This window comes from Oribacterium sp. P6A1 (genome assembly GCF_000702885.1).
Taxonomy (GTDB): Bacteria; Bacillota; Clostridia; order Lachnospirales; family Lachnospiraceae; genus Oribacterium.
The window spans coordinates 252181-276760 of the sequence record NZ_JNKO01000002.1; the positions used below are offsets into that span (position 1 = coordinate 252181).

The 24580-nt window shown below is 45.3% G+C and carries 23 protein-coding genes; 21 read left to right on the plus strand and 2 right to left on the minus strand.

The features are described from left to right. Positions 1 to 17 precede the first annotated feature (17 nt). The 12 genes from hemW (at position 18) to prmA (ending at position 14633) form a co-directional block, all read left to right on the plus strand. A complete protein-coding gene (gene hemW / locus T515_RS02405; RefSeq protein WP_051671348.1) occupies positions 18 to 1208 on the plus strand; it encodes a radical SAM family heme chaperone HemW in 1191 nt (396 codons plus the stop codon). A gap of 38 nt (positions 1209 to 1246) precedes the next feature. Then, entirely contained in the window at positions 1247 to 1843 is a 597-nt protein-coding gene (locus T515_RS02410) for a TetR/AcrR family transcriptional regulator (protein WP_036607092.1), read from the plus strand. A gap of 257 nt (positions 1844 to 2100) precedes the next feature. Next, entirely contained in the window at positions 2101 to 3705 is a 1605-nt protein-coding gene (locus T515_RS02415; RefSeq protein WP_036607094.1) for a sodium/proline symporter, read from the plus strand. A 251-nt stretch (positions 3706 to 3956) separates the two neighbouring features. Next, positions 3957 to 4973: a DNA polymerase III subunit delta gene (holA, locus tag T515_RS02420; protein ID WP_051671349.1), complete on the plus strand. Its 1017-nt coding sequence runs from the start codon at positions 3957 to 3959 to the stop codon at positions 4971 to 4973. 198 nt (positions 4974 to 5171) lie between these two features. Next, the gene (locus T515_RS16305; protein ID WP_051671350.1) at positions 5172 to 5765 is read left to right on the plus strand and encodes a 3D domain-containing protein; all 594 of its coding nucleotides are present in this window, start codon (positions 5172 to 5174) and stop codon (positions 5763 to 5765) included. Between the two features lie 266 nt (positions 5766 to 6031). After that, positions 6032 to 7063 carry a heat-inducible transcriptional repressor HrcA gene (gene hrcA, locus T515_RS02430; protein WP_036607097.1) on the plus strand — a complete coding sequence of 344 codons (1032 nt, stop codon included), beginning with the start codon at positions 6032 to 6034 and terminating at the stop codon, positions 7061 to 7063. A 69-nt stretch (positions 7064 to 7132) separates the two neighbouring features. Then, complete coding sequence (grpE, locus tag T515_RS02435) at positions 7133 to 7759, plus strand: nucleotide exchange factor GrpE (RefSeq protein WP_242839311.1); 627 nt, start codon at positions 7133 to 7135, stop codon at positions 7757 to 7759. 117 nt (positions 7760 to 7876) lie between these two features. Next, positions 7877 to 9745, plus strand: a complete 1869-nt coding sequence (dnaK, locus tag T515_RS02440; RefSeq protein ID WP_036607101.1) for a molecular chaperone DnaK — start codon at positions 7877 to 7879, stop codon at positions 9743 to 9745. A 192-nt stretch (positions 9746 to 9937) separates the two neighbouring features. Continuing rightward, complete coding sequence (dnaJ, locus tag T515_RS02445; protein WP_036607104.1) at positions 9938 to 11059, plus strand: molecular chaperone DnaJ; 1122 nt, start codon at positions 9938 to 9940, stop codon at positions 11057 to 11059. A 342-nt stretch (positions 11060 to 11401) separates the two neighbouring features. Beyond that, complete coding sequence (locus tag T515_RS02450) at positions 11402 to 12208, plus strand: 16S rRNA (uracil(1498)-N(3))-methyltransferase (RefSeq protein ID WP_036607106.1); 807 nt, start codon at positions 11402 to 11404, stop codon at positions 12206 to 12208. Between the two features lie 81 nt (positions 12209 to 12289). Further along, entirely contained in the window at positions 12290 to 13447 is a 1158-nt protein-coding gene (locus T515_RS02455) for a cysteine desulfurase family protein (RefSeq protein ID WP_036607107.1), read from the plus strand. A 121-nt stretch (positions 13448 to 13568) separates the two neighbouring features. Then, the gene (gene prmA, locus T515_RS02460; protein WP_036607109.1) at positions 13569 to 14633 is read left to right on the plus strand and encodes a 50S ribosomal protein L11 methyltransferase; all 1065 of its coding nucleotides are present in this window, start codon (positions 13569 to 13571) and stop codon (positions 14631 to 14633) included. A gap of 100 nt (positions 14634 to 14733) precedes the next feature. On the opposite strand, the gene thiI is transcribed toward prmA, so the two are convergent. Then, positions 14734 to 15933, minus strand: a complete 1200-nt coding sequence (gene thiI / locus T515_RS02465) for a tRNA uracil 4-sulfurtransferase ThiI (RefSeq protein WP_036607112.1) — start codon at positions 15931 to 15933, stop codon at positions 14734 to 14736. Positions 15934 to 16028: 95 nt separating this feature from the next. Further along, positions 16029 to 16271 carry an HPr family phosphocarrier protein gene (locus tag T515_RS02470; protein WP_036607114.1) on the minus strand — a complete coding sequence of 81 codons (243 nt, stop codon included), beginning with the start codon at positions 16269 to 16271 and terminating at the stop codon, positions 16029 to 16031. Between the two features lie 253 nt (positions 16272 to 16524). On the opposite strand from T515_RS02470, the gene mtaB reads away from it, so the two are divergent. From mtaB to T515_RS02515, 9 genes are all read left to right on the plus strand, one after another. Further along, entirely contained in the window at positions 16525 to 17991 is a 1467-nt protein-coding gene (mtaB, locus tag T515_RS02475) for a tRNA (N(6)-L-threonylcarbamoyladenosine(37)-C(2))-methylthiotransferase MtaB (RefSeq protein ID WP_442950143.1), read from the plus strand. 41 nt (positions 17992 to 18032) lie between these two features. Further along, the gene (locus T515_RS02480; protein WP_036607269.1) at positions 18033 to 18296 is read left to right on the plus strand and encodes an IreB family regulatory phosphoprotein; all 264 of its coding nucleotides are present in this window, start codon (positions 18033 to 18035) and stop codon (positions 18294 to 18296) included. Positions 18297 to 18360: 64 nt separating this feature from the next. After that, a complete protein-coding gene (gene ruvX, locus T515_RS02485) occupies positions 18361 to 18774 on the plus strand; it encodes a Holliday junction resolvase RuvX (RefSeq protein WP_036607116.1) in 414 nt (137 codons plus the stop codon). A 39-nt stretch (positions 18775 to 18813) separates the two neighbouring features. Then, on the plus strand, positions 18814 to 19077 hold the full coding sequence (locus tag T515_RS02490) for a DUF1292 domain-containing protein (RefSeq protein ID WP_036607118.1): 264 nt from the start codon (positions 18814 to 18816) through the stop codon (positions 19075 to 19077). A gap of 397 nt (positions 19078 to 19474) precedes the next feature. After that, positions 19475 to 21088 carry a ribonuclease J gene (locus tag T515_RS02495; protein ID WP_442950144.1) on the plus strand — a complete coding sequence of 538 codons (1614 nt, stop codon included), beginning with the start codon at positions 19475 to 19477 and terminating at the stop codon, positions 21086 to 21088. 3 nt (positions 21089 to 21091) lie between these two features. After that, positions 21092 to 21685 (plus strand): endolytic transglycosylase MltG, encoded by a 594-nt coding sequence (locus T515_RS02500; RefSeq protein ID WP_051671353.1) that lies wholly within the window; start codon positions 21092 to 21094, stop codon positions 21683 to 21685. A gap of 21 nt (positions 21686 to 21706) precedes the next feature. Further along, positions 21707 to 22357, plus strand: a complete 651-nt coding sequence (locus tag T515_RS02505) for an O-methyltransferase (protein ID WP_036607120.1) — start codon at positions 21707 to 21709, stop codon at positions 22355 to 22357. A 42-nt stretch (positions 22358 to 22399) separates the two neighbouring features. After that, on the plus strand, positions 22400 to 23653 hold the full coding sequence (locus tag T515_RS02510; protein ID WP_036607121.1) for a peptidase U32 family protein: 1254 nt from the start codon (positions 22400 to 22402) through the stop codon (positions 23651 to 23653). 72 nt (positions 23654 to 23725) lie between these two features. Continuing rightward, positions 23726 to 24574, plus strand: coding sequence for a YdcF family protein (locus T515_RS02515; protein ID WP_036607122.1), 849 nt, complete (start codon positions 23726 to 23728; stop codon positions 24572 to 24574). The last annotated feature ends 6 nt before the right edge of the window (positions 24575 to 24580 follow it).

A 24580-nucleotide genomic window follows, 5' to 3' on the forward strand; every position in this document is an offset into this window, starting at 1 on the left:
CGGCAACAGGAGCGGAAATGTCCGACAGAAGAATTATCGATCCATTTGACGAGAAGCAGCTTGAGCTGTATATACATATACCTTTTTGCGAAAAAAAGTGTAATTATTGTGACTTTCTGTCTTATCCTATGAACCCTCGGGCTCATTCGGATTATGTTGAAAAGCTTTGCAGCGAGATAGAACTTTTTGGGACCATCGGGGCCGGTCATGAGATATCCACTGTATTTATAGGAGGAGGCACGCCGTCCATTCTGGACCCTTCCCACATTACGGCCATCATGGAGGCTGTCAGGAAAAATTATAAGGTCCGGGAGGATGCGGAAATAAGCATTGAATGTAATCCTGCCTCGGCCATGCGCTATAAATTCAATGCTTATAAAGAGGCGGGCATCAACAGACTGTCCATCGGACTTCAGTCGGCAAATGATGAGGAGCTTCGTACTCTTGGACGTATACATATATTTGAGGATTTTCTCAAATGTTATCAGAATGCCAGAATGGCGGGGTTCAAAAACATTAACATCGACCTTATGAATGATATTCCGGGACAGACTGAGAAAAGCTGGAACGATACCATGAAGCATGTACTTATGCTTAAACCGGAGCATGTGTCCATTTATAATCTTATTGTAGAAGAGGGGACGCCCTTCATGAAGCTCTATGAGGAGGGGAGACTGAGTCTTCCTGATGAGGAAACTGCGGCAGGAATAGACGGGATAACCCGCTCGCTTACGGAAAAGAACGGTTATGAGAGATATGAGGTCTCAAACTTTGCGAAGCCGGGATATGAATGCAGACATAATTACGGGTACTGGTCCAATGTTCCCTATCTTGGGTTCGGACTTGGGGCGGCCTCCTATTTCGGAAACGAAAGATGGAATGTCACCCGGGATTTCGGAACCTACATGGATCTGGATTTCATGAATGAAATGCGGGAGGGTTTCACGCGGCTTCATACCGATAGACATTTGCTCAGCCGTAATGAGCAGATGGAGGAGTTCATGTTTCTTGGGCTGAGGCGTATTGCAGGAGTTTCCGAGACAGAGTTCAAACTGAGGTTCCAGGTTGATATAATGAGTGTATTCGGAAGTCAGCTTGAAGAGTTTTTGGGACAGGGGCTGATTGTTCACCGGGGATACAGATACTGTTTCTCGGAAAGAGGTATGGATGTTTCCAATGTTATCCTGAGCCGTTTCCTGCTGGACTGATAACGGCCTGATTACAGGAAATGTTTTTGGAGGACAGAATGGCAAAGAAGAGCGGAAGAAACACAAAACAGAGGATAGTTTCGGCAGCGTGGAAGCTGTTTTATGAACAGGGATATGATGATACAACTGTTGATGACATTGTCTTTGAATCGGGTACCTCCAAGGGATCCTTTTACCACTACTTTGAAAGCAAGGATGCGCTTTTAGGGTCTCTCAGTATCCTGTTTGATGAGAAGTATGGGGAGCTTATGGAGGTTATAGATCCCGATATGAATGCTGTTGACAAGCTTATCTACTTTAATCATGAGCTGTTTGAAATGGTGGATTCCTCGGTATCCATAGAACTTCTTACAAGAATGTTCTCGTCTCAGCTTATCACTCACGGCGAGAAGCATTTGCTGGACAGGAAAAGGATGTATTTCAAGCTTATCAAGCAGATAGTCAAGCAGGGACAGGACAGAGGTGAGATGAGGGATGATGTCACCGCAAACCAGATAGTCAATGATTATGCCATGTTTGAAAGGGCGCTCCTTTACGACTGGTGTCTGGAGGACGGAGAATATTCCCTGGTGAGAAATGCAGACAGATTGATGCCTATGTTTCTTGACGGATTCAGAAGTTTCGAAAAAAATTAAATTATTGTCTCAGAAACGAACGGTTGTCAGTCTAGTGAAAAATCCAGTAAAATAAAGGAAAAATTAGATTATTAATGAACGGTGTATAGACTATAGTCTATACACCGTTCTGCATTTCAGTCTAATTAATGTTGTGATATAGTACAGACCATATATAGGAAAAATAAATAAGTGAAGCTTTAGTGATAGCTTTACCAGGGGGTCATCCTTTCGCCGGGCGAAAATCCAAGGGATGGACATCAAAAAGGAGAAAAAGTATGTCAAGTGCAAGTATGTGTGTATTGATCGCAATTATCGCATATCTCGGGCTGACCATCGGAATCGGTGTTTACTACAGCCGAAAGGGAGGTTCCAGTGATACCGAGAATTTCTATCTGGGAGGCCGGGGTCTTAATCCTATCGTGACAGCCATGAGCGCGGAAGCTTCGGATATGAGCTCATATCTTCTCATGGGTCTTCCGGGCCTTGCATATCTTGCCGGAGTTGCAGAGGTAGGCTGGACCGTAATCGGTCTTGCAGTGGGAACTTATCTCAATTTCCTTCTTGTTGCAAAAAGACTTCGTATATATTCCGAGAAAATAGGTGCAAACACCGTTCCTGATTTCTTTTCAAGAAGATATGATGACAGAAAAAGAACACTGTCATGTATGGCGGCTGTGATCATCCTTATTTTCTTCATCCCTTATACAGCTTCCGGTTTTAAGGCTGTCGGAACACTGTTCAACAGTCTTTTCGGATGGGATTATCATGTTGCTATGGTTCTCGGTGCTGCTGTTATCATCGGATACACAGTTCTCGGCGGCTTCCTTGCGGTATCAACAACCGACCTTATTCAGTCTGTTGTTATGACCATAGCGCTTCTTATAATCATCGTTTTCGGTATTTCCCAGGCCGGAGGAATCGGAACGGTTATCGAGAATTCAAAGGCTCTTCCGGGATACCTGAATTTAACACAGGGTTATGATATAACAACAGGAAAGGCAGCTGTATTCGGAGGACTTTCCATTGTCTCAACACTTGCATGGGGACTCGGATACTTTGGTATGCCCCACATCCTTCTCAGATTCATGGCTATAAGAGATCCTGAGGAGATCAAGATTTCAAGACGTATCGCAGCAGTCTGGGCATTTCTTTCCATGGCTGTAGCTGTTCTCATAGGCTTCATCGGTTACAGTGTTTCCGTGACAGGAAAGGTTCCTTTCCTTGAGACAAGTGCAGAGTCAGAGACCATCATCATCCGTCTTTCAGATCTCATGAGCAGGAACGGAGTGTTTTTCTCAATCATTGCAGGTGTTATCATGGCCGGTATCCTTGCAGCTACCATGTCAACGGCTGATTCACAGCTTCTTGCCGCAGCAAGCAGTATGTCAGAGGATATTATGAGAGATTTCCTCCATATAAAACTTGATCAGAAGACATCTATGTTCGTTGCGCGTATCACAGTAGTTGCCATCGCCATCATTGCTGTATTCCTTGCCTGGGATCCAAACAGCAGCGTGTTCAGAGTAGTATCCTTCGCATGGGCAGGCTTCGGAGCAGCCTTCGGACCTGTTATGATTCTGGCTCTTTTCTGGAAGAGAAGTTCAAGAGGCGGAGCTACAGCCGGAATGTTCGCCGGCGGACTTATGGTTTTTGTATGGAAATATCTCGTTGCACCAATGGGTGGAGTATTTGCAATCTATGAGCTGCTTCCTGCTTTTGTAGTTGCCCTTCTGGTCAATGTGGTTGTATCCCTTCTTACATTTGCGCCTTCAAAGGAGGTTCAGAAAACCTTTGATGAGGTGGCTGAGTTAAGCAAAGGAAACATCGGCTTTGCATCAAAGAGTGATAAAAGCCTTTCTCAGCCTGCGCTTCAGGAGTGATTACCGGTATCGGTAAAGAGAACATAAAAGAAAAAAACGTATACGTCACGAACGGAATATTTATTCCGGTTTAAGGGTGGTGTTACAGCGAAATATGAAAAGGCCGCATCTTCGGATGCGGCCTTTTAGTGTACTCATTTATAATCCCGTGTTTATACTGTCTGATCCGACTTACGGATGAAGATCTAATCGGCTCGTAAATCTCCGGGCATTCTGCTATAATGCTCTTAATTTCTTGATGGGAGTGCTATATGGCTTACGGAAAAAAGGAAAATGATAACGAATATTTAAAGCTGGGAGATGATCTTAGGAGCGGTAAATTCAGGCCCTGCTACCTTATATACGGGGAAGAAGAATATCTCAAGCTTTCGTATAAGAAGGCATTCCGAAAGGCCTTCGGAGGAGAAGAGGGTATGGCATATACTTTCTTTGACGGTGCACCGGATGTGGATGAGCTTATAGACCTTTTGAATACCATACCCTTTACCTTCGGGGATAATGACGGAAGACTTGTGATAATTGGCGACAGCCAGTGGTTTAAAAAGACGCCCCCTGAAAAACTTGTAAAATTCCTTGAGGATATAGAGCATTATCCCGATACTGCTCATCTGATGTTTATTGAGAGCGAAGTTGATAAAAGGGGGAAACTGTACAAGCTCATACAGAAGAACGGATTTGCCTGCGAGATGGGAATGCAGGATCGCGGTCAGCTTGGAAAATGGGCAGCCAGATATCTTTCCAATGCAGGTAAGAAGATACGAAGTTCAACTATGGATCTTGTTCTTGAAAAGTCAGGGAACAGTATGGATAATATAGCCTCCGAGCTGGAAAAGCTTATCGCTTATACAGGTGAAAGAGATATTATCGAAGATGAGGATGTGGAAATCATCTGCTCTCAGAATGTAGAGGACAGGGTTTTCGATATGATTACTGAAATGAGTCTCGGAAACACGGACAAGGCACTGAAATTCTATGGAGATCTTCTGACCTTGCAGGAAGCTCCCATGAAGATACTGAGCCTCATGAGACGTAATTTCAACCAGCTCCTTCTTACAAAGGAATCGGTAACCAGAGGCATGACAGGGCAGGAGGCTGCGAAATATGTGGGTGTTACTCCCTGGATACTGGGAAAGCTTCAGAATCAGGCAAAGCACTATTCCCTTGACGGAATCGAAAATTATCTGGCCAGATGCCTGGATTATGACGAGGCCATAAAGAGCGGAAATCTTTCTGACCGTATGGCTGTTGAACTGCTTCTGACTGTATGAGGCCACCCTTTCCTTCCTGCTGAAAATGACCGGAATTTATGAGGATATTACAATTTGGTTATAAAAAAGTAAGTTGACCTGATTTTTTATGTGTATTATGGTTTAGCTGTATTTGCGGTTATATTTGTCTCTATAAGTATACTTTTCAGGCATGATAAGTTTGATGTGTGTCATGCAATTTCAGGAGGAAATATTTATATGAAACTGGCAGAATTAAAAACGCTGGCGGCGGCAGTTATGTTTGCTGCGGTTGTTTCGTCTTCTGCACTTGCGGCTGAAGTTACCGGGCCCACGGGTTCGGAGTGGACTGATGCTTCACTTGTAAACGGCTATTCATTGGAAAATACTACAGACGCGGAGCTGGATGCAGAAATGCAGTCGGAGATATATGCTGAAGAGGTTCTTTCGGCTCATCTGGCAGAGCTCGCTCAGATGAAGGCTTCTGCAAGACCGGGAGAGACGCCTATCGGCGACAAGGTTACGGAGGAATCCACCCATTATGTAAAGGGTGCATCTTTGGGAACCTTTTGCATAACAGGATACTATGGGGGCGGAGTTACTTATTCCGGAGCTCCTACAGTGGCGGATCATACCATAGCTGCTGATCTGTCGGTGCTTCCCATGGGAACAAAGGTGTTTATAAATAATACGGTCTACACTGTGGAGGATATCGGAAGCGGCGTAAGAGGAAATATGATTGATATTTACTATAATACTTATGCGGAGGCTGCCGGAGTAACAGAGCTGGGATGGCGTTATGCTGACGTTTATCTTGCGGTCTATAATGGATGACCATAAAACTGAAAAAAGATTACGTATTTCGGATAAGAGGATTTTAAAATCATATGATCCTGTGAGAGATACGGATAATGAAGGAGCTGCTTTGGACAGCTCCTTTTTTGTGGGATTTTTTTAGGAGCGGTTACTTCATCATTATTTCACAATTCAGCCGGGTTAAAGCTCTTGACAGAAAATAGTAAGGCGAGTATTATAACACTCAGATGTTAGCACTCCAATATTTTGAGTGCTAACAGAATAAAAACAAAGGAGGCGGACAGATGGAACTGGATCAACGCAAGGTCGTTATCCTAACTACGATAATTAAAAATTATCTTGAGACCGGAGAACCGGTGGGCTCACGAACCATAAGTAAGTATTCAGGGTTAAATCTTAGTTCTGCCACCATTAGAAATGAGATGAGTGATCTTGAGGAGATGGGATATATCCTTCAGCCTCACACTTCGGCAGGACGCATTCCCAGCGACAAGGGCTACCGCTTTTATGTCGATCAGCTGATGGAATCACATCAGCATGAGATAGATGACGTAAAGACGGAGATGTTTGAAAAGGTAGACAGACTTGAGACTACCCTGAAGACTCTGGTGAAGAATCTTGCCCAGAATACCAATTATGCCGCAGTGGTCACAGGACCATCCATCAGAACAAACAAGATTAAGTTCATTCAGACATCACTGGTAGATTCAAAGAGACTGCTTCTTGTAATCATGATGCAGGGAAACATCGTTAAGACAACTACAGTTCTTCTCGACGGCTCAGAGGAGCTTGATTTCAACAGGGTTCTAAGCATTAACATGCTTCTCAATGATGAACTCAGCGGACTCTGCGTTGAGGATATAACGGAAGGACGTCTTGCACAGCTTCTTGCCAGAACCAGTCACAAGGAGACCATAAAGGCTATAGTTTCCGGAATCGTGGATGTTTTGGATATCAAGTTCGGAGATTCCCAGATCTACACTTCAGGCGCCACGAATATTTTCAAATATCCGGAGCTTACCGAATCGGACAATGCTTCAAAGCTCATAAGTGCCTTTGAGACAAAGGACGAGCTGGCAGCCCTTGTAAAGGGTGTTGAGGAGCAGGGAGAAGGCAGGAGACCTATTCAGGTTTACATAGGTGATGAATCACCGCTTCAGAACATGGCGGATTGTTCCGTGGTAACGGCCAGCTATGAGCTTGGCAACGGGCTTAAGGGAACCATCGGCGTCATAGGACCGAAGCGTATGGACTATGAGAAGGTGCTTGAGATACTGAGCAGGCTTCAGAGTGAGATGGATCAGGCATTTCAGTAGCAGGGTTTAAATGCTGTAAAGACAGCTTTTACATATTAGGTCCTTAGGGACTTGAAACAGGAGGTTATCTTGAAAGACGAAGAATTGAAACAGTCTTCCGAAGAGCAGGGTACTGAAGAGACCAACGCGGGTAAGACAGAAGAAGTTAATGAGCAGCCTGCAGGCGAAAAGGATGTAAGTGAAGGAGCTGAGGCTTCAGAGGAAGCTCTGGCAGAAGAAGGAGCAGAGGAGGCTGATGCCGGAACTCAGAAGCTCAGAGAAAAGTACGAGGCGGAGATCGCTGACTGGAAGGATAAGTATACAAGACTCTATGCAGAGTTTGATAACTTCCGCAAGCGCACAGATAAGGAGAAGATTCAGAACTTTGATTTTGGTGCCAGGGATGTTATCGAGAAGCTTCTCCCGGTAGTGGATAATTTTGAGAGAGCCCTCGGAACTGTTGAAAAGGAAGATGAAGAGGATGCTTTTACAAAGGGCATCCAGGGTATATACAAGCAGATTCAGAAGATGTTTGAGGATCTCCAGGTAAAGGCCATAAAGGCAGAGGGTGAGAAATTCGATCCGAATCTTCACAACGCAGTCATGACCGACACAGAGAGCGATGTGGAAGAGGATACAATCACCCAGGATCTTCAGAAGGGATATACCTATAAAGATCAGGTTGTAAGACACAGCATGGTCAAGGTAAAGAAATAGTTCATAACGAAACGGCATAAGCTTTTTCGATGAAGTCCTCCGGGACCATAGGCGCTTAAACAGAGGACAGGTAAATACAGATTACAGATTTGTTTTTGAATAAAAAGGAGAAATCATATGGGAAAGATTATCGGTATTGACTTAGGTACAACAAACAGCTGTGTAGCAGTTATGGAAGGTGGAAAGCCAACTGTTATCGCAAATGCTGAGGGTCTCAGAACAACACCTTCAATCGTTGCTTTCACAAAGAACGGTGAGAGACTTGTCGGTGAGCCGGCAAAGCGTCAGGCTGTAACAAATGCAGACAGAACCATTTCTTCAATCAAGAGACATATGGGTTCAGATTATAAGGTAAGCATTGACGGTAAGGACTATACTCCTCAGGAGATTTCAGCCATGATCCTTCAGAAGCTTAAGGCTGATGCCGAGGCTTATCTCGGTGAGAAGGTAACAGAGGCTGTTATCACAGTTCCTGCATACTTCAACGATGCACAGCGTCAGGCAACAAAGGATGCCGGAAAGATCGCAGGTCTTGATGTAAAGCGTATCATCAACGAGCCTACAGCAGCAGCTCTTGCTTACGGTCTTGATGAGGGCAACGAGCAGAAGGTTATGGTATATGACCTCGGCGGCGGTACATTCGATGTTTCCATCATCGATATCGGAGACGGTGTAATCGAGGTTCTTTCAACAAACGGTGATACACGTCTCGGTGGTGATGATTATGATAACCGTATCCAGAACTGGATGGTTGAGGAGTTCAAGAAGGCTGAGGGCGTAGACTTAAGCGCTGACAAGATGGCTCTTCAGAGACTTAAGGAAGCAGCAGAGAAGGCTAAGAAGGAGCTTTCAGCTTCCACAACAACAGACATCAACCTTCCTTTCATCACAGCTACAGCTGAGGGTCCCAAGCACCTTGATATGACTCTTACAAGAGCCAAGTTTGAGGAGCTCACATCTGACCTTACAGAGAGAACAGCAATACCTGTACAGAATGCTCTTCGTGATGCAGGATTCACAGCTTCTGATATTGACAAGGTTCTCCTTGTAGGTGGTTCAACACGTATGCCTGTTGCCCAGGAGAAGGTTAAGCAGCTTACAGGCAAGGAGCCTAACAAGTCTCTCAATCCTGATGAGTGCGTAGCCATCGGTGCAGCTATCCAGGGCGGTAAGCTTGCAGGTGATGCCGGTGCCGGTGATGTCCTTCTTCTTGATGTAACACCACTTACACTTTCTATCGAGACTCTCGGCGGTGTTGCTACACCTCTCATCAAGAGAAACACAACTATTCCTACAAGACAGTCTCAGGTATTCTCAACTGCCGAGGATAATCAGACAGCCGTAGATATCCACGTAGTACAGGGTGAGCGTGAGTTCGCACGTGACAACAAGACTCTCGGCCAGTTCAGACTTGACGGAATCCTTCCTGCAAGACGCGGAACTCCTAAGATCGAGGTTACATTCGACATCGATGCCAACGGTATCGTTAATGTTTCCGCTAAGGATCAGGGAACAGGCAAGGAGCAGCACATCACTATCACATCCGGATCAAACATGAGCAAGGATGATATCGATAAGGCTGTTAAGGAGGCTGCTCAGTACGAGGCTGCCGATAAGGAGAAGAAGGAAGCTATCGAGACAAGAAACGGTGCAGATTCTATCGTATTCCAGACAAAGAAGGCACTTGAGGATGTTGGTGACAAGATTTCAGGATCTGACAAGGCTCAGGTAGAGGCTGATCTTAAGGCACTTGAGGATGTTCTTGCAGCAAATCCTCTTGACTCCATCACAAAGGATGGCGCAGAGAAGATCAAGGCAGCTCAGGAGACACTTATGAAGTCTTCACAGGCTCTCTTCTCAAAGGTTTACGAGCAGGCACAGGCAGCTCAGGGTGCAGGAGCTCAGGGAGATGCTTCACAGGGAGCACAGCAGAACTCAAATCCTGCCGATGACAATGTTGTTGACGGTGATTTCAAGGAAGTTTAATTTAAAACTTTACACGGCATAAAGTGTAGGGTATCATTCATAAAGCCTCCGGCGCATCGCGCCGGAGGCAATATGTCGATTATGGAATAAGCCGGTTCCCGGATTACTCTTTAATGTGAGTATCATAAGGAATGGCACTGTATCAAAAGCAGGTCTTGAGATGCAGATTATTTTGGTTTATAGGAGTAAAACATGGCAGAACAGAAGCGAGACTATTATGAGGTTCTCGGCGTAGATAAAAATGCTGATGATGCAACCATTAAAAGGGCTTTCCGTAAGCTTGCCAAAAAGTATCATCCGGATGCCAATCCGGGAGATAATGCTGCTGCTGAAAAGTTCCGTGAGGCGAATGAGGCCTATGCGGTGCTTTCTGATGAGCAGAAGCGTAAGGCTTATGACACTTACGGACATGCTGCATTTGATCCTAACTCAGCAGCAGGTCAGAGCAGCGGCTTTGGCGGCTTTGATTTCGGAGGTATGGATTTCTCCGACATTTTCGGGGATATCTTCGGCTTCGGAGGCGGAAGAGGAGGCTTCTCTTCCTATGGCGGCGGAGCAAATCAGGCCACCCGCGGTCAGTCTATACGTACCGGTGTGCGCATTACATTTGACGAGGCTATCAAGGGCTGCAAGAAGACTGTTAAGATCCGTTACAAGGATGAATGTTCAAAGTGCAACGGTACCGGTGCAAAGCCTGGAACCCAGCCTGAGACATGTTCAAGATGCGGAGGCCGCGGTCAGGTGGTTATGCAGCGCCAGAGCATGTTCGGAACCATTCAGCAGGTGACCACATGTCCTGACTGTCAGGGAAGCGGAAAGATAGTCAAGGAGAAGTGTCCTGACTGCCGTGGCGAAGGCTACATTGCAACACAGAAAAACATTGAGATCACTATCCCTGCAGGTATAGATGACGGACAGACACTTCGTCGTTCAGGCGGCGGAGATCCGGGAACAAACGGTGGTCCCAGAGGTGATCTGCTTGTTGATATCGCTGTATCACAGCATCCTTTCTTCAAGCGTCAGGGAACAAACATCTACTCAACAGAGGAGATCAGCTTTGCAACAGCTGCTCTCGGCGGCAAGAAGGTCATCCGTACAGTGGACGGAAATGTTGAGCTTGCCATAAAGCCGGGCACACAGTCTGATACCAAGACAAGACTGAGAGGCAAGGGAGTTCCGAGCCTTAACAATCCAAATGTTCGCGGTGACCACTATGTTACCATCGTGGTGAACATTCCTTCTTCACTGAATAAGAAGCAGAAGGAAGCCCTCAAGGCTTATGCCGAGGCATGCGGAGAGACTGTAGAGATCTAATATATGGTGAATTGTGCCGGAGAGGATTCTCCGGCGCTTTTTTGTGATAAGGCTTAAAGCACATATCATGCTTACATGGAAAGGATAAAATATTCATTGACTAAGGCTGTGATAACTGGCAGCCATAGTTCATCATATTTATTTAAGCTTCAGAAAGAGATAAGACTGCAGAGGGTACTGCCTAAGTGGTGGTTCTGAAGTACCCTACTCATTTTATATTTTACTTTTTGCGGTTAATTGTTATAATAGCGAAGATTTTATATAATCAGCAGAACCTTTTAGAGGGCTGACAGCTTATAGGATTTCTGCTGATAAAGAGTACTTGATAAAAAGAAGGTAGATATGCACCATTTTTTTGTGGAAAGATCCGATATTGATACAGATGCCCGCAGGGTACGCCTTACAGGTGATAATTATAACCATTTGAAGAATGTGCTTCGGGTAAGGACAGGAGAAAAGGTTCTTATTTCAGACGGAGAAGGCACGGACTATGAGTGTGAAGTGGAAGAAATCCATGATGAGAACTGGATTAAAGAGTCTGCCGGTGCGGCAGGTTCCGGAGCTTCAGATCCTGAGGTGGTGCTTCATATCAATTTTGTTGAAGAAATCCACGAGCTTCCTGCGGATATATATCTGTTTCAGGGACTTCCGAAGCAGGATAAGATGGAGCTTATCATTCAGAAGGCTGTGGAACTGGGAGCTCATGCTGTGATTCCCCTGGATTCAAAAAATACCGTGGTGAAGCTGGATGATAAAAAGGCTCAGAAGAAAACAGAACGCTGGCAGGCCATAGCTGAGGCTGCGGCAAAACAGTCCAAGCGTTCCATCATTCCTGAGGTCATGCCGGTTATGAAGTGGAAATCTGCTATGGAATTTGTAAAGGACTTTGATCTGAAGCTTATTCCTTATGAGAATGCAAAGAATATAAAGCATACCATGGAGGAACTTAAGAAGGTTCCCAAACAGGGCAGGATAGCAGTATTTATAGGGCCGGAGGGCGGATTTTCGGAAGCAGAGATAGAGGATGCCCTTTCTCATGGAATCGAGCCAATTACTCTCGGAAAGAGAATACTCAGAACTGAAACTGCTGCCATTACCAGTATGAGCATGCTGATGCTCACATTGGAAGCAATGGGGGATGAGAACTGAGAAGGGTCTCCGGCTTTTCTGAGCGGATTTTTCAGGAAATCCTTGAGACATAGACATTGAATTAATAGAGCAGGGAAGATAATGAGAGAAATTTATTTTGATAATTCGGCAACCACAAGGGTGTATCCCGAGGTGGTTGAGCTAATGAAGAAGATTATGGAGGAGGATTACGGTAATCCTTCTTCCAAGCACACAAAGGGCTTCGATGCGGAGAAAATTTTCCGTAATGCCCGTCAGCAGGTGGCTGATACCCTGAAGGTAAAACCAAGAGAGATAATATTTACATCCGGCGGAACAGAGTCCAACAACACTGTAGTTTTCGGAACTGCCTTTGCAAAGCGTAAGCAGGGAAAGCATATAATTTCCTCACAGGTTGAGCACGCTGCGATTTATAAGCCGCTTGACGTGCTTGCGGAGCTTGGCTATGAGATAACATATCTTCCGGTGGATTCCAGGGGACATATAAATCTTGAGGAGCTTAGGGCGGCCATCCGTCCCGATACCATACTTGTTTCCATCATGCATGTGAATAACGAGATCGGCGCCATAGAGCCTGTGGAAGAGATAGGAAGGATAGTAAAGGAATGTAATCCCAATACCTGGTTCCATACCGACGCCATCCAGTCTTACGGAAAACTTACTATCCGTCCGAAGAAGCAGAATATTGATATGCTTTCTGTTTCCGGACATAAGATTCATGGACCTAAGGGCGTGGGCTTCCTGTATGTAGATGAGAAGATAAAACTTCGTCCTATTATATACGGAGGCGGACAGCAGGAGGACATGCGTTCGGGAACCCATAATGTTCCTGGAATCGCAGGTATGGGACTTGCGGCGGAGATGGCCTACAGGGATCATGATGCGAAGATAAAGAAAATACAGGATATAAAGGATTACTTCATTTCGGAAGTATCAAAGATAGAAGGTGTAACGGTTAATTCAGAGATGGGAGATGCATCGGCCCCTAATATAGTATCTGTGTCCTTCGAGAAGGTTCGTGCTGAGGTACTTCTTCATGCACTTGAGGAGAAGGGGATCTATGTAAGCTCCGGCTCTGCATGCTCGTCAAACCATCCGGGAATTTCCGGAACCCTTAAGGCTATAGGAGTTAAGCAGGAGCTTCTTGATTCCACTATAAGATTTTCCTTCGGTATGTTCAATGAGAAGGAAGAGGTAGATCTTTGTATGGAGGCTCTGAAGGAGCTTGTTCCGGTACTGAGAAGATTCACCAGATTTTGATGACTCACACTGCATCAACATATCTTTTTTGAAACGTTCATCATGATAATGACTGGAGTTATCAGTTTTTCTTGGGTACATTCAAGATTCAACAGTTATAGGATGAGAGAAAGGTTTTAACATGGTTTGGAGAAAATTTACTATTCATACAACAACCGGGGCTGAGGATATCCTTAGTGCTAATCTTGCGGATCTTGGGCTTGACGGAGTTCAGATAGAGGACAGAATCCCTCTTTCCGAGGAGGACACCAAGGGAATGTTTATAGATATTCTTCCTGATATCGGTCCGGATGACGGAAAAGCGGATGTGAGCTTCTATGTTGAGGTTCTGTCACCTGAAGATAAGCAGGACAGAATCGAAAAAGCAAAAAAATATATGGAGGATCCTTCGGTTGATGCGAGCTACATGCCCAATACTTCCAATGTATACACTCCCGCTGAGCTTAAAAAGCTCCTTCAGGAAGTGGAAGAGATGATTGCTGATATGAGAAACTACTGCGAAGTGGGTGAGGGAACTATCGACACCTCAGAAACGGAGGATAAGGACTGGATCAATAACTGGAAGACCTTTTTCCATCCGTTTACAGTAGGAGATATCCTCATCAAGCCCACTTGGGAAGAAGTTCCGGAGGAGCATAAGGACAAGCTTCTTATCGAGATAGATCCGGGAACAGCATTCGGAACAGGTATGCATGAAACTACACAGCTTTGTATATGCCAGCTTCAGAAGTACATGAAGGATGGAGATGAAGTTGCCGATATAGGAACAGGCTCGGGAATCCTCGGTATTACGGCTTTAAAGCTCGGAGCCGGTCATATCTACGGAACAGATCTCGACGAAGAAGCAGTACCTGCTGTACATGATAACCTGAAAGCCAACGGGCTTCCTGACAGCAGTTTTGATATGATAGTCGGCAATGTTATCGGTGATGAGGATGTGAAGTCTAAGATGGGTCTCGAAAAGTACGATATCGTTGTAGCCAATATTCTCGCGCCTGTTATCGTGCTTCTCACCGGAGAGGTGGGACCGCTGCTTCGTAAGGATGGGCTTTTCATCACTTCGGGAATACTCAATGAGCGTGAGCAGGAGGTGCTTGATGCATTCAAGGCTCATGAGGATATCTGGGAAGTTCTGGAAGTGAACCATCAGGGCGAGTGGGTGAATGTGACTGCCCGGAAGAAGTAATAAACTTAATACCGAATGTTTGATTTCGGCTCATATAGTAAAGAAAATGCAAGGGCGTACGCCCTTGCATTTTCTGTATAAATCAATATTAATTTGCTGATCAGTGCTTTCTTCCGTCACACCAGATGAGCTCGGCTTCATTAACGGCTTTTTCAACCAGAGGAAGCATCTCCTCATATACTATCTCTTCGGACTTTCTGATCTTCTCAGGAAGTGGCTTTGTTACAGGATGCTTTGCAACGAAGATGGTGCAGCAGTCCTCGAAAGGCTCGATGGAAGTCTCGTATGTTCCGATCTTCTGTGAAACCTCGACAATCTGCTGTTTGTCGAAGGCGATGACAGGCCGGTATACCGGGAGAGTACATACTTCATTTGTGCAAACAAGAGACTGCATGGTCTGGCTTGCTACCTGACCGATGGACTCGCCGGTGATAAGCGCGATACATCCGCGCTTCTCTGCAATAGCCTCTGCTATACGCATCATGTAACGGCGCATGATGATGGTGAGCTCCTCGTGAGGACACTTCTCGTAAATCTTCAGCTGTATATCTGTAAAGTTTACAACGTGAAGAGCGATGGCACCTGAGTAGAGAGCTACTTCATTGGCAAGATCCACAACCTTCTGCTTTGCACGCTCTGATGTGTAAGGCGGAGCGTGGAAATATGTAGCCTCTATGATGGCTCCGCGGCGGGCGATCATATAACCGGCAACAGGGCTGTCGATTCCTCCGGAAAGAAGGAGCATGGCCTTTCCGTTTGTTCCGAGAGGCATACCGCCTACGCCCGGAAGGATTTCAGAATAAATGTTTATGAACTGACGTATCTCGACGTGGACAGTTACCTCTGGCTTGTGTACGTCAACGGAGGTGTTTTTAAACTTTTCAAGGATGTCGTGACCGAGCTCGGCATCAACCTCGTTTGACTGCATAGGGAACTCTTTGTCCGCACGTCTGGTGGTTACTTTGAAGGTGAGCTTGCGGTCTCCGTAAACCTCGGAGAAGTATTCAAGGACCTTGTCTGAAAGCTCACGATATTCATGGGTTGACTCCATCTGAATCATAGGACAGATGGAAACAATTCCGAAAACATGCTGAAGAGCGTCGATGGTCTCGTCATAGTCGTAGGTTTCTGATTTTACGGTTACATAGATACGTCCGCGCTCGCGATATACTTTGAAATCGCCGTCTGCGCGTTCAAGCTTTTTACGGATGTCATGGACAAGGGCATCCTCAAACACATAACGGTTTTTTCCCTTTGTGCCTATCTCTGCATACTTGATAAGAAAGCTTTGGTATTGCATAGAACTCCTTTTCTTTATTGCGAAAAAAATGAGTGCGCGAAAACACGCACTCATTTGCCACTTGTTAATTCATCGTTGCAATGCTACGATATGGATTACTCTGAAATGATGTAAGGTGTCAGAGCTGAAAGGATCTCTTCCATACGATTTGCATCGGCGTGGATGTTAAGATCGATAGGCTTTGAAAGATCCAGTGAGAAGATACCCATGATGGACTTTGCATCGATTACATAACGGCCGGAAACAAGGTCAAAATCAACATCAGGGAACTTTACAAGCTCATTGACGAATGATTTTACTTTATCGATGGAATTAAGCGAGATACGTACGGTTTTCACGATGAAATCCTCCTTAAATATGTTATTTATTTATTAAATAAGTAATTACAAACTTACTGTACAATAATTCTAGCAACAAGAAACTTCAAAAGTCAATAGAATGTCAAAGGTTTTCCCCCTGAAACCGGGACATTTTCCGGGGATTATACATATATATTTTAAGGAAATTAAAAAGAATCAGATGAATTTGAAAAATAAGAGAGCAGCCATGCATAACCTGGGCTGTAAGGTTAATTCATACGAGGCGGAGGCCATGGCGGCTGAGCTTAGAGCGGCAGGAGCGGAGATAGTGTCATGGGATGATTCGGCGGCGGACATATATATCATTAATACCTGTTCGGTTACCAATATTGCAGACAGAAAATCCAGACAGATGATACATAAGGCCCGGGCCATGAATCCTTCGGCGGTGGTGATCGCAGTCGGATGCTATGTTCAGGCGAGGGCGGAAGAGCTTAAAGAGGATGCGGCTGTTGATATACTTATAGGAAACAACGGGAAAAGCCGGATCGTTTCCGCACTGGAAGAGTATTATGAACCTGGCGGGAACAAGAATGTTTCATCTCTTTTTGCAGGAACCGGATCAGCAGAAGATGAGAATCCCGATAGTGAAGATACTGCAGAGACATTTGCAAAAAAACAGATGGAACTTCCAAAAGCCGGATGGACGGAAAACAATCTTTTGGAAGATGGACGAAACTTCAAAAGCAGGATCCCGGGCCATGTAAATGACATTTCGAAGGAGCGGCACTACGAGGAGCTCAGAACCGGAGAGATAGAGGATGAAGGAAGAGTGTTCATCAAGGTGCAGGATGGCTGTAATCAGTTCTGTTCTTACTGCATTATACCTCTTGTGCGTGGCCGTATAAGATCCAGGTCTTTGGAAAGTACGGTAGGAGAGGTCAGGGATTTTGCGGGACGGGGATATCATGAGATAGTTCTTACGGGAATACATCTTTCTTCCTATGGTCTTGATTTTGACGACACAAATTACGAATATGCCATGGATAATGATATTCCGTCGGAGCATTTGCTGGAGCTTATAAGGAGTGTTGCCGCTGTTCCGGGGGTTGAGAGAGTGAGACTGGGCAGCCTGGAGCCTCGTATCATAACCGAAAGCTTCGTGGAAGAGCTGAAGAGGATTCCTGAGGTATGCCCGCATTTTCATCTTTCTCTTCAAAGCGGTTGTGACAGAACCCTTAAGGCAATGAACAGACATTATACTACCGAAGATTTCCGGAAATCCGTTTCTATCATCAGAAAGGCATGGGATAACGCGGCTATAACGACGGATGTTATAGTGGGTTTTCCGGGGGAAAGTAATGAGGATTTTGAAGATTCCTACAGGTTTATAGATGAGATAGGGTTTTATGAACTTCATGTCTTTAAGTACAGCAGACGTCAGGGAACGGCGGCAGACAGGATGAAGGAGCAGGTTCCTGATAAGATAAAGTCCCTTAGATCCGAAAGGCTCATAAAGCTTGATGAGCTTAAATCCCGGGAGTTCAGAAGTAGATTCATAGGGATTTCCGATGAAGTGATTCCCGAAGAAGTGGTGGAAATAAACGGAATAAAATATTTGCGGGGCTACAACAGAAGTTATGTGCGGTATTTGGTACCGCTTACAGAAAACTGTACCCCTGACAGTAAAATCGGACAAATAATAAGGGCAGAGGGTAGAGATTTCTGTGAGACATGCGTACTTGCAATGCCTATATAAATGTTATAAAATTAGTTAAGTTATTAAAAGGACGTGACAATATGAACGATTTAGGCAGTACACAGATTATCAGACCGATGCAGGATTACGACTTGGATGTTACAGAGGTATTGACCCGGGTTTATGAGGCATTGACTGAAAAGGGTTATAATCCCATAAACCAGATCGTGGGTTATATTATGTCTGGTGACCCTACTTATATCACAAGCCACAAGGGCGCCCGCAGTCTTATTATGAAGGTGGAGCGGGATGAAATCCTTGAGGAGCTTATGAAAACTTATGTTGAGGCAAAGCTCAGCAAGTAATTTGTGTATCTATTGAGAGTCTGTCCATTTAGGCAGGCTCTTTTATTGTATTTGGAGACATCAGGTGAGAATTTTAGGATTGGATTACGGGTCAAAGACCGTAGGTGTTGCCATAACAGATCCCATGGGCATCACTGTACAACCATTGAAAACTATCATAAGAGATCGGGAATCGGCGCTTCGAAAGACGCTGAAGGAGATTCAGGAGATAGTAGAGGAAAATGATGTGGAAAAAATCATATTGGGACTTCCTCTGAATATGAACGACACCGAGGGAGACCGGGCTAAGCTTACAAGAGAATTTGCGGAAAAGCTTAAGCTCAGGGTATCGGTGCCCATTGAGTTTGAGGATGAGCGGCTTACGACTATGGAGGCTGCCGAGATACTCGACGAAAGCGGCGTAAAAAGAAGCGAACAGAAAAGGGTTATCGACCAGGTGGCCGCACAGTTGATTCTGGAACAGTATTTGAGAGGCTGAAGCCTGTCTATAAAAATATATTGGAGTTAGGAGAAGGAAATGGAAAATACTATCCGATTAAAATCAGATGATGGGAATATCGAACTGGAGATTCTTGAAGAGACTACGGTTCAGGGAGTTAATTATATTCTTGTTACAGATGCACCTGAGGGTGAGGACGGAGAATGTTATGTCATGAAGGACGTGTCCGGCCCGGAAGATGCGGAAGCGGATTATGAGTTTGTTGATGAGAAGGAATCGGAAGCATTGATGCAGGTTTTCTCAGCACTCCTGGAAGGTGAAGGTATAACGATTGAAAAGTAATACAGATAAAGAAGTAAAAGAAGTTATGGAGTCTGAAGTGAAGGATACGGCTGCTTCCGCAGGTGAGAAGCGTTCACGCAGACCCCAGAGAAGAACGACACGAAGAAAGCCGGCTGAAGGTCAGGCGGCTGAAGAGGCTAAAGAAGCGGTGTCTTCTGAAGAAGCCCTGAAGACAGATGAAAAGTCCCAGGTAAAGCCTTCAAGGAGAAGATCTTCCGGACAGAACAGGAAAAACGTGAAGACGGAAGAGGCTTCGGAAGGTGCGGCAGCTCTTGAGGCTCCCGCTGAAAAGAGAAGCGGCAATAACAGCAGAAGAAAGAGACAGAAGGCTGATGCAGCCGGGAAAAAGAACGGTAAGGTAAGGATCATTCCTCTGGGAGGACTTGATCAGATCGGAATGAACATAACCGCTTTCGAAACAGATGACTGTATTATCATCGTTGACTGCGGACTTGCATTCCCGTCAGGAGATATGCTGGGTATCGATCTGGTAATTCCTGATATCACATATTTAAAGGCCAATATCAGCAAGGTAAGAGGCTTCGTCATCACTCATGGACATGAGGATCATATAGGAGCTCTTCCGTATGTACTTCAGCAGGTGAAGGCTCCTGTTTACGGAACCAGACTCACCATGGCGCTCATTGAAAATAAGCTTAAGGAAAACGGTCTGGATCAGGTTATAGACATGAATGTAGTGCCTTTCGGAGGCGTTGTTGACTTCGGAGACATTAAGGTTGAATTCATCAAGACCAACCACTCGATTCAGGATGCGGCGGCATTTGCCATTTTTACACCTGCGGGAACCATTGTGCATACAGGTGACTTTAAGGTGGACTATACTCCGGTATTCGGAGATCCTATTGATTTACAGCGTTTTGCCGAGCTTGGTAAGTCGGGAGTTCTTGCCATGATGTCCGATTCCACCAATGCGCAGAAGCCGGGATCCACCATGTCCGAGCGTTCTGTTGGTGTGACGCTGGAACGTATTTTTGCAGAGCACAGGATGAACCGCATCATAGTTGCGACCTTTGCTTCCAATGTGGACCGTGTTCAGCAGATTATCAACACTGCAGCCAAGCATGACCGCAAGGTGGTGGTTGAAGGCCGTTCCATGGTCAATGTCATTACCGTTGCATCGGAACTTAACTATATAGACATTCCCGAGGGAACACTTATAGATATAGATCAGCTTAAAAACTATCCTGATGAACAGACTGTTCTTATCACAACGGGATCACAGGGTGAGTCCATGGCGGCTCTAAGCCGTATGGCCAGCGGTATGCACCGTAAGGTCCGCATCAAGCCGAATGATGTTGTGGTTCTTTCATCACATCCGATTCCGGGTAATGAGAAGGCTGTTGATAAGGTAGTCAATGAGCTTTGCATGCTTCATGCACAGGTTATTCTTCAGGATACTCACGTGTCGGGACATGCCTGCGCGGATGATCTGAAGCTTCTCTATTCACTGGTGAAGCCCGAATTTGCCATTCCTGTTCACGGTGAGTATCATCACCGTATGGCTGCCGCAAAGATCTGCGAGGCTGTGGGAGTCAATAAGGACAACTGTCTCCTTATCGAAAACGGTGATGTTCTTGAACTTTCCTCAAAGGATGGAAAGAACAAGGCCGAGGTAAAGGAACATGTTCAGGCCGGCGGAGTATTTGTAGATGGTCTCGGCGTTGGAGATGTGGGAAACATTGTTCTCAGGGATCGTCAGAATCTGGCTCAGAACGGTATCATCGTTGTGGTACTTACACTTGAAAAGTATTCCGGACATTTGCTTGCGGGACCGGATCTTGTTTCCCGTGGATTTGTTTATGTACGTGAGTCGGAAGATCTTATGGAAGAGGCAAGGGTACATGTACAGGATGCGGTTGATGATTGCCTTGTCCGTCATGTCAATGATTGGGGCAAGATCAAAAATATAATCAAGGATTCTCTCAGTGACTTCCTTTGGAAGCGCATCAAGAGAAATCCAGTTATTCTTCCGATCATCATGGAGGTTTAACAGATGGGGCAGGATACTCTGGAGAGAGTTGCAAGCTTTCTCATAGGACTTGCATGGCGTGTTATAGTGATAGCACTTTTGGTTTATGCATTGACGAACGGTGTCAGAGCGGCATACAGCTACGGCCATGGCCTTTTATATGATCACGCCATGGGAGGAGAGAAGTCTCCCGAGGTGGAGTTTGTCATTACAGATGACCAGACGGTGGAGGACATCGCCGAAGAGCTTATGAAGGGCGGATTTATCGATAACACTACCGCTTTTCAGGTTCAGTCAAAGCTTTATGAGGCTGACTATGTTCCGGGCATTTATACCATCAGCAAGGCCATGACTCAGGTGGAGTTGATCCAGTACTTCACTCAGGAAGGAAAGAAGAACCGTGAGCTCATGGAGAAGAATCTTGTGGATGCCGAGGCGGCTACAACAGCGGCTATGGAAACGGAAAACGGAATAGAGGTTATCGGCGGAACCGAGGATGAAAATATGATTGCTCAGGATGCTGCAAATGCAGCTCTCGAGTCACAGGCGGCTGAAAGCGCTGCACAGCAGCAGTATGCAGGAGGCAATGCTTCTGCCGGAAGTGCCGCAGAGAATTGATGAAAAACAGGAAGTGAAACTTTGATTGCAAACGAGAGACTGGTGAATTATATACGTTCACTTGAACCTGATCGGAGTGCGCTTCTGGATAAAGTCAGAAAAGAAGCGCTTGCAGCGGAAGTCCCCATCATAAGGGATGAAACGGCGGCGCTTCTTAAATGTTTTGTAACTATGCTCCGTCCAAAGAGGATACTGGAGATAGGTACTGCCGTAGGATACTCTGCCCTGACCATGGCTTCTGTTATGGATGAGGATAGTGAGATAATCACCATAGAGAACTATGAGCCCAGAGTTACAGAGGCAACAAAGAATATATCCGGAAGTATTTACAGAGACAGGATTCATCTTATAAACGATGATGCGGGGAAGGTTATAAAGAGCTTCGCGGAGTCGGGAAGACAATTTGATTTTATTTTTATGGATGCCGCAAAGGGTCAGTACATTAACTGGCTTCCTGATATCCTTAGTATGATGCCCCGGGGAGCGGTGCTTTTCAGTGACAATATACTTCAGGAGGGCAGTATCATAAACAGCCGCTATCAGGTGGAGAGAAGAGACAGGACCATTCACACCAGAATGAGAGAGTATCTTTTTGAGCTCAAACATAATGAGTGTCTGGAGACTGCAATACTGACCGATGGAGACGGAATATCCGTCAGTGTTAAACGATGACAGGTATAAGTGCCTTAATTTGAGTTATAAAGAGGAGAAAGAATGTTAAAGGAAACAGAGTTATTGATCCCTGCAGGATCTTTGGAAGTGCTTAAGGTGGCAGTCAATTATGGTGCCAATGCAGTATATATAGGCGGAGAAGCCTTCGGACTTCGTGCCAATGCCAAGAACTTCAGCATAGAGAATATCCGTGAGGGTGTAGCCTATGCACATGAGAGAAATGTAAAAGTGTTTGTAACTGCGAACATTCTGGCACATAATGGTGATATGGAGGATGCCCGTGAATATTTCAAGGAGCTTTCCACAACAGGAATCGATGCTGTTCTTGTAGCCGATCCGGGTATGTTCATGATCGCAAAGGAGACATTGCCGGAAAGCATCGAAATTCACATCTCAACCCAGGCCAACAATACTAACTATGAGACCTTCCTTTTCTGGTGGAAGATGGGTGCAAAGCGTGTGGTATGTGCAAGAGAGCTGAGCCTGAAGGAAATAAAGGAGATCAGACAGCATATTCCTGAGGAACTTGATATCGAGGCCTTCATCCACGGTGCTATGTGCATGTCATATTCCGGACGCTGCATGCTCAGTAATTTCTTTACAGGAAGAGATGCAAACCGCGGAGAGTGTACACATCCATGCAGATGGAAGTATAATATCGTTGAAGAAAAGAGACCGGGACAGTATTATCCGATCTATGAGAATGACAGAGGAACCTTTATCTTCAATTCAAAGGATCTCTGCATGATCGAGCATGTACCTGAGCTTATTGATGCAGGTATCGATTCCCTGAAGATCGAGGGTCGAATGAAGACCGCTCTTTATGTTGCGACAGTTGCCAGAACATATCGTAAGGCTCTGGATGATCTCAAGGAGAGCGAAGAGAAGTACCGTGCCAACATGGAATGGTACAAGTCCGAGATCGCAAAGTGTACCTATCGTGAATTCACTACGGGATTCTACTATGGCAAGCCTTCAGCAGAGGATCACATCTATGATAACAACACTTATGTTACAGGCTCGGTTTATCTCGGAACCATCAGGGATACAGATTCCGAGGGATGGTGTTATCTTGAGCAGAAGAACAAGTTCTCTGTGGGAGAGACCATCGAAATCATGAAGCCGAACGGAGAGGATATCCCTATTGAGGTTCTGGAGATCCGTGACGCTGAGACAGATGTTCCTCAGGAGTCATGCCCTCATGCATGCCAGCAGATCAAGGTGAAATTCTCAGTACAGCCGGCTGCCGGAGACATTATCAGAAAAGAAACAGCTGAAAAGGTAGATGTTGACTAAACAGAAAGGAAACATCCGAAACAAATGCGGTCTTATGACAGGCATTTTGCTTTCGGGTGTTGACTGAACAGAATGGAACTTATCTTTATAGCAATAGGAATAGCATCACTTGCGTATGACGCAGTGATATTCGTAAATCATGGGCTGACCGCATTTATGTGGTTCTGGCCCTTATTTGCGTTAATCAACTTTATGATGTTCAGTCTTGTAAGATATGTAAAACATAAAAACAGGGAAAAGAAAGAAATAAATTTAAGCCCTTTTATATTTGCATTTACGACCTACGGACTTTTGGTAGGTACATTGGCAGTGATTCTTCTGATTATTTTCGGCAATGCCAAAACCCTGGAACAGAAGAATCTGGATTATGTTATAGTGATGGGTACAGATCTTGTGGACAATAAGATCTCCAAGTCGCTTAAGAGACGACTGGACAGGGCGATAGAGTATTCGGAAGAGAATCCTAACACGATTTTTGTGCTTTCCGGAGGCAGAAGCGATTATGACAAAAGCACGGAGGCCACGGTCATGTATCATTACATGATAAAAGCGGGGGTTCCGGAAAAAAATCTGCTGCTTGAGTTCTATTCTGATTCAACTCAGGAAAAAGTAGGATTTTCGTTAAGGACCATCAGGCAGGATCATGAACAGAAGATGCTGGCTAACAGAGTGAGACATAATAACAGCATGGAGAAGCGAAATCTGCCGGGAGATGATATAATCATAGGAGTTGACCGTCCGTTATCTATCGGAATCATAACATCGGAATTCAATCTATTCCGTGCCGGAGAGATAGCGAAGAAGTACGGCGTCCCGGATGCCTGCCCTATGGCCGCGAAAACAGATGAGCTTATGCTGGTTCATTTTGCAACCAGAGAAGCGGTGGCACTTTTCAAGGACAGACTGATAGGTAATATTTAAAACAAG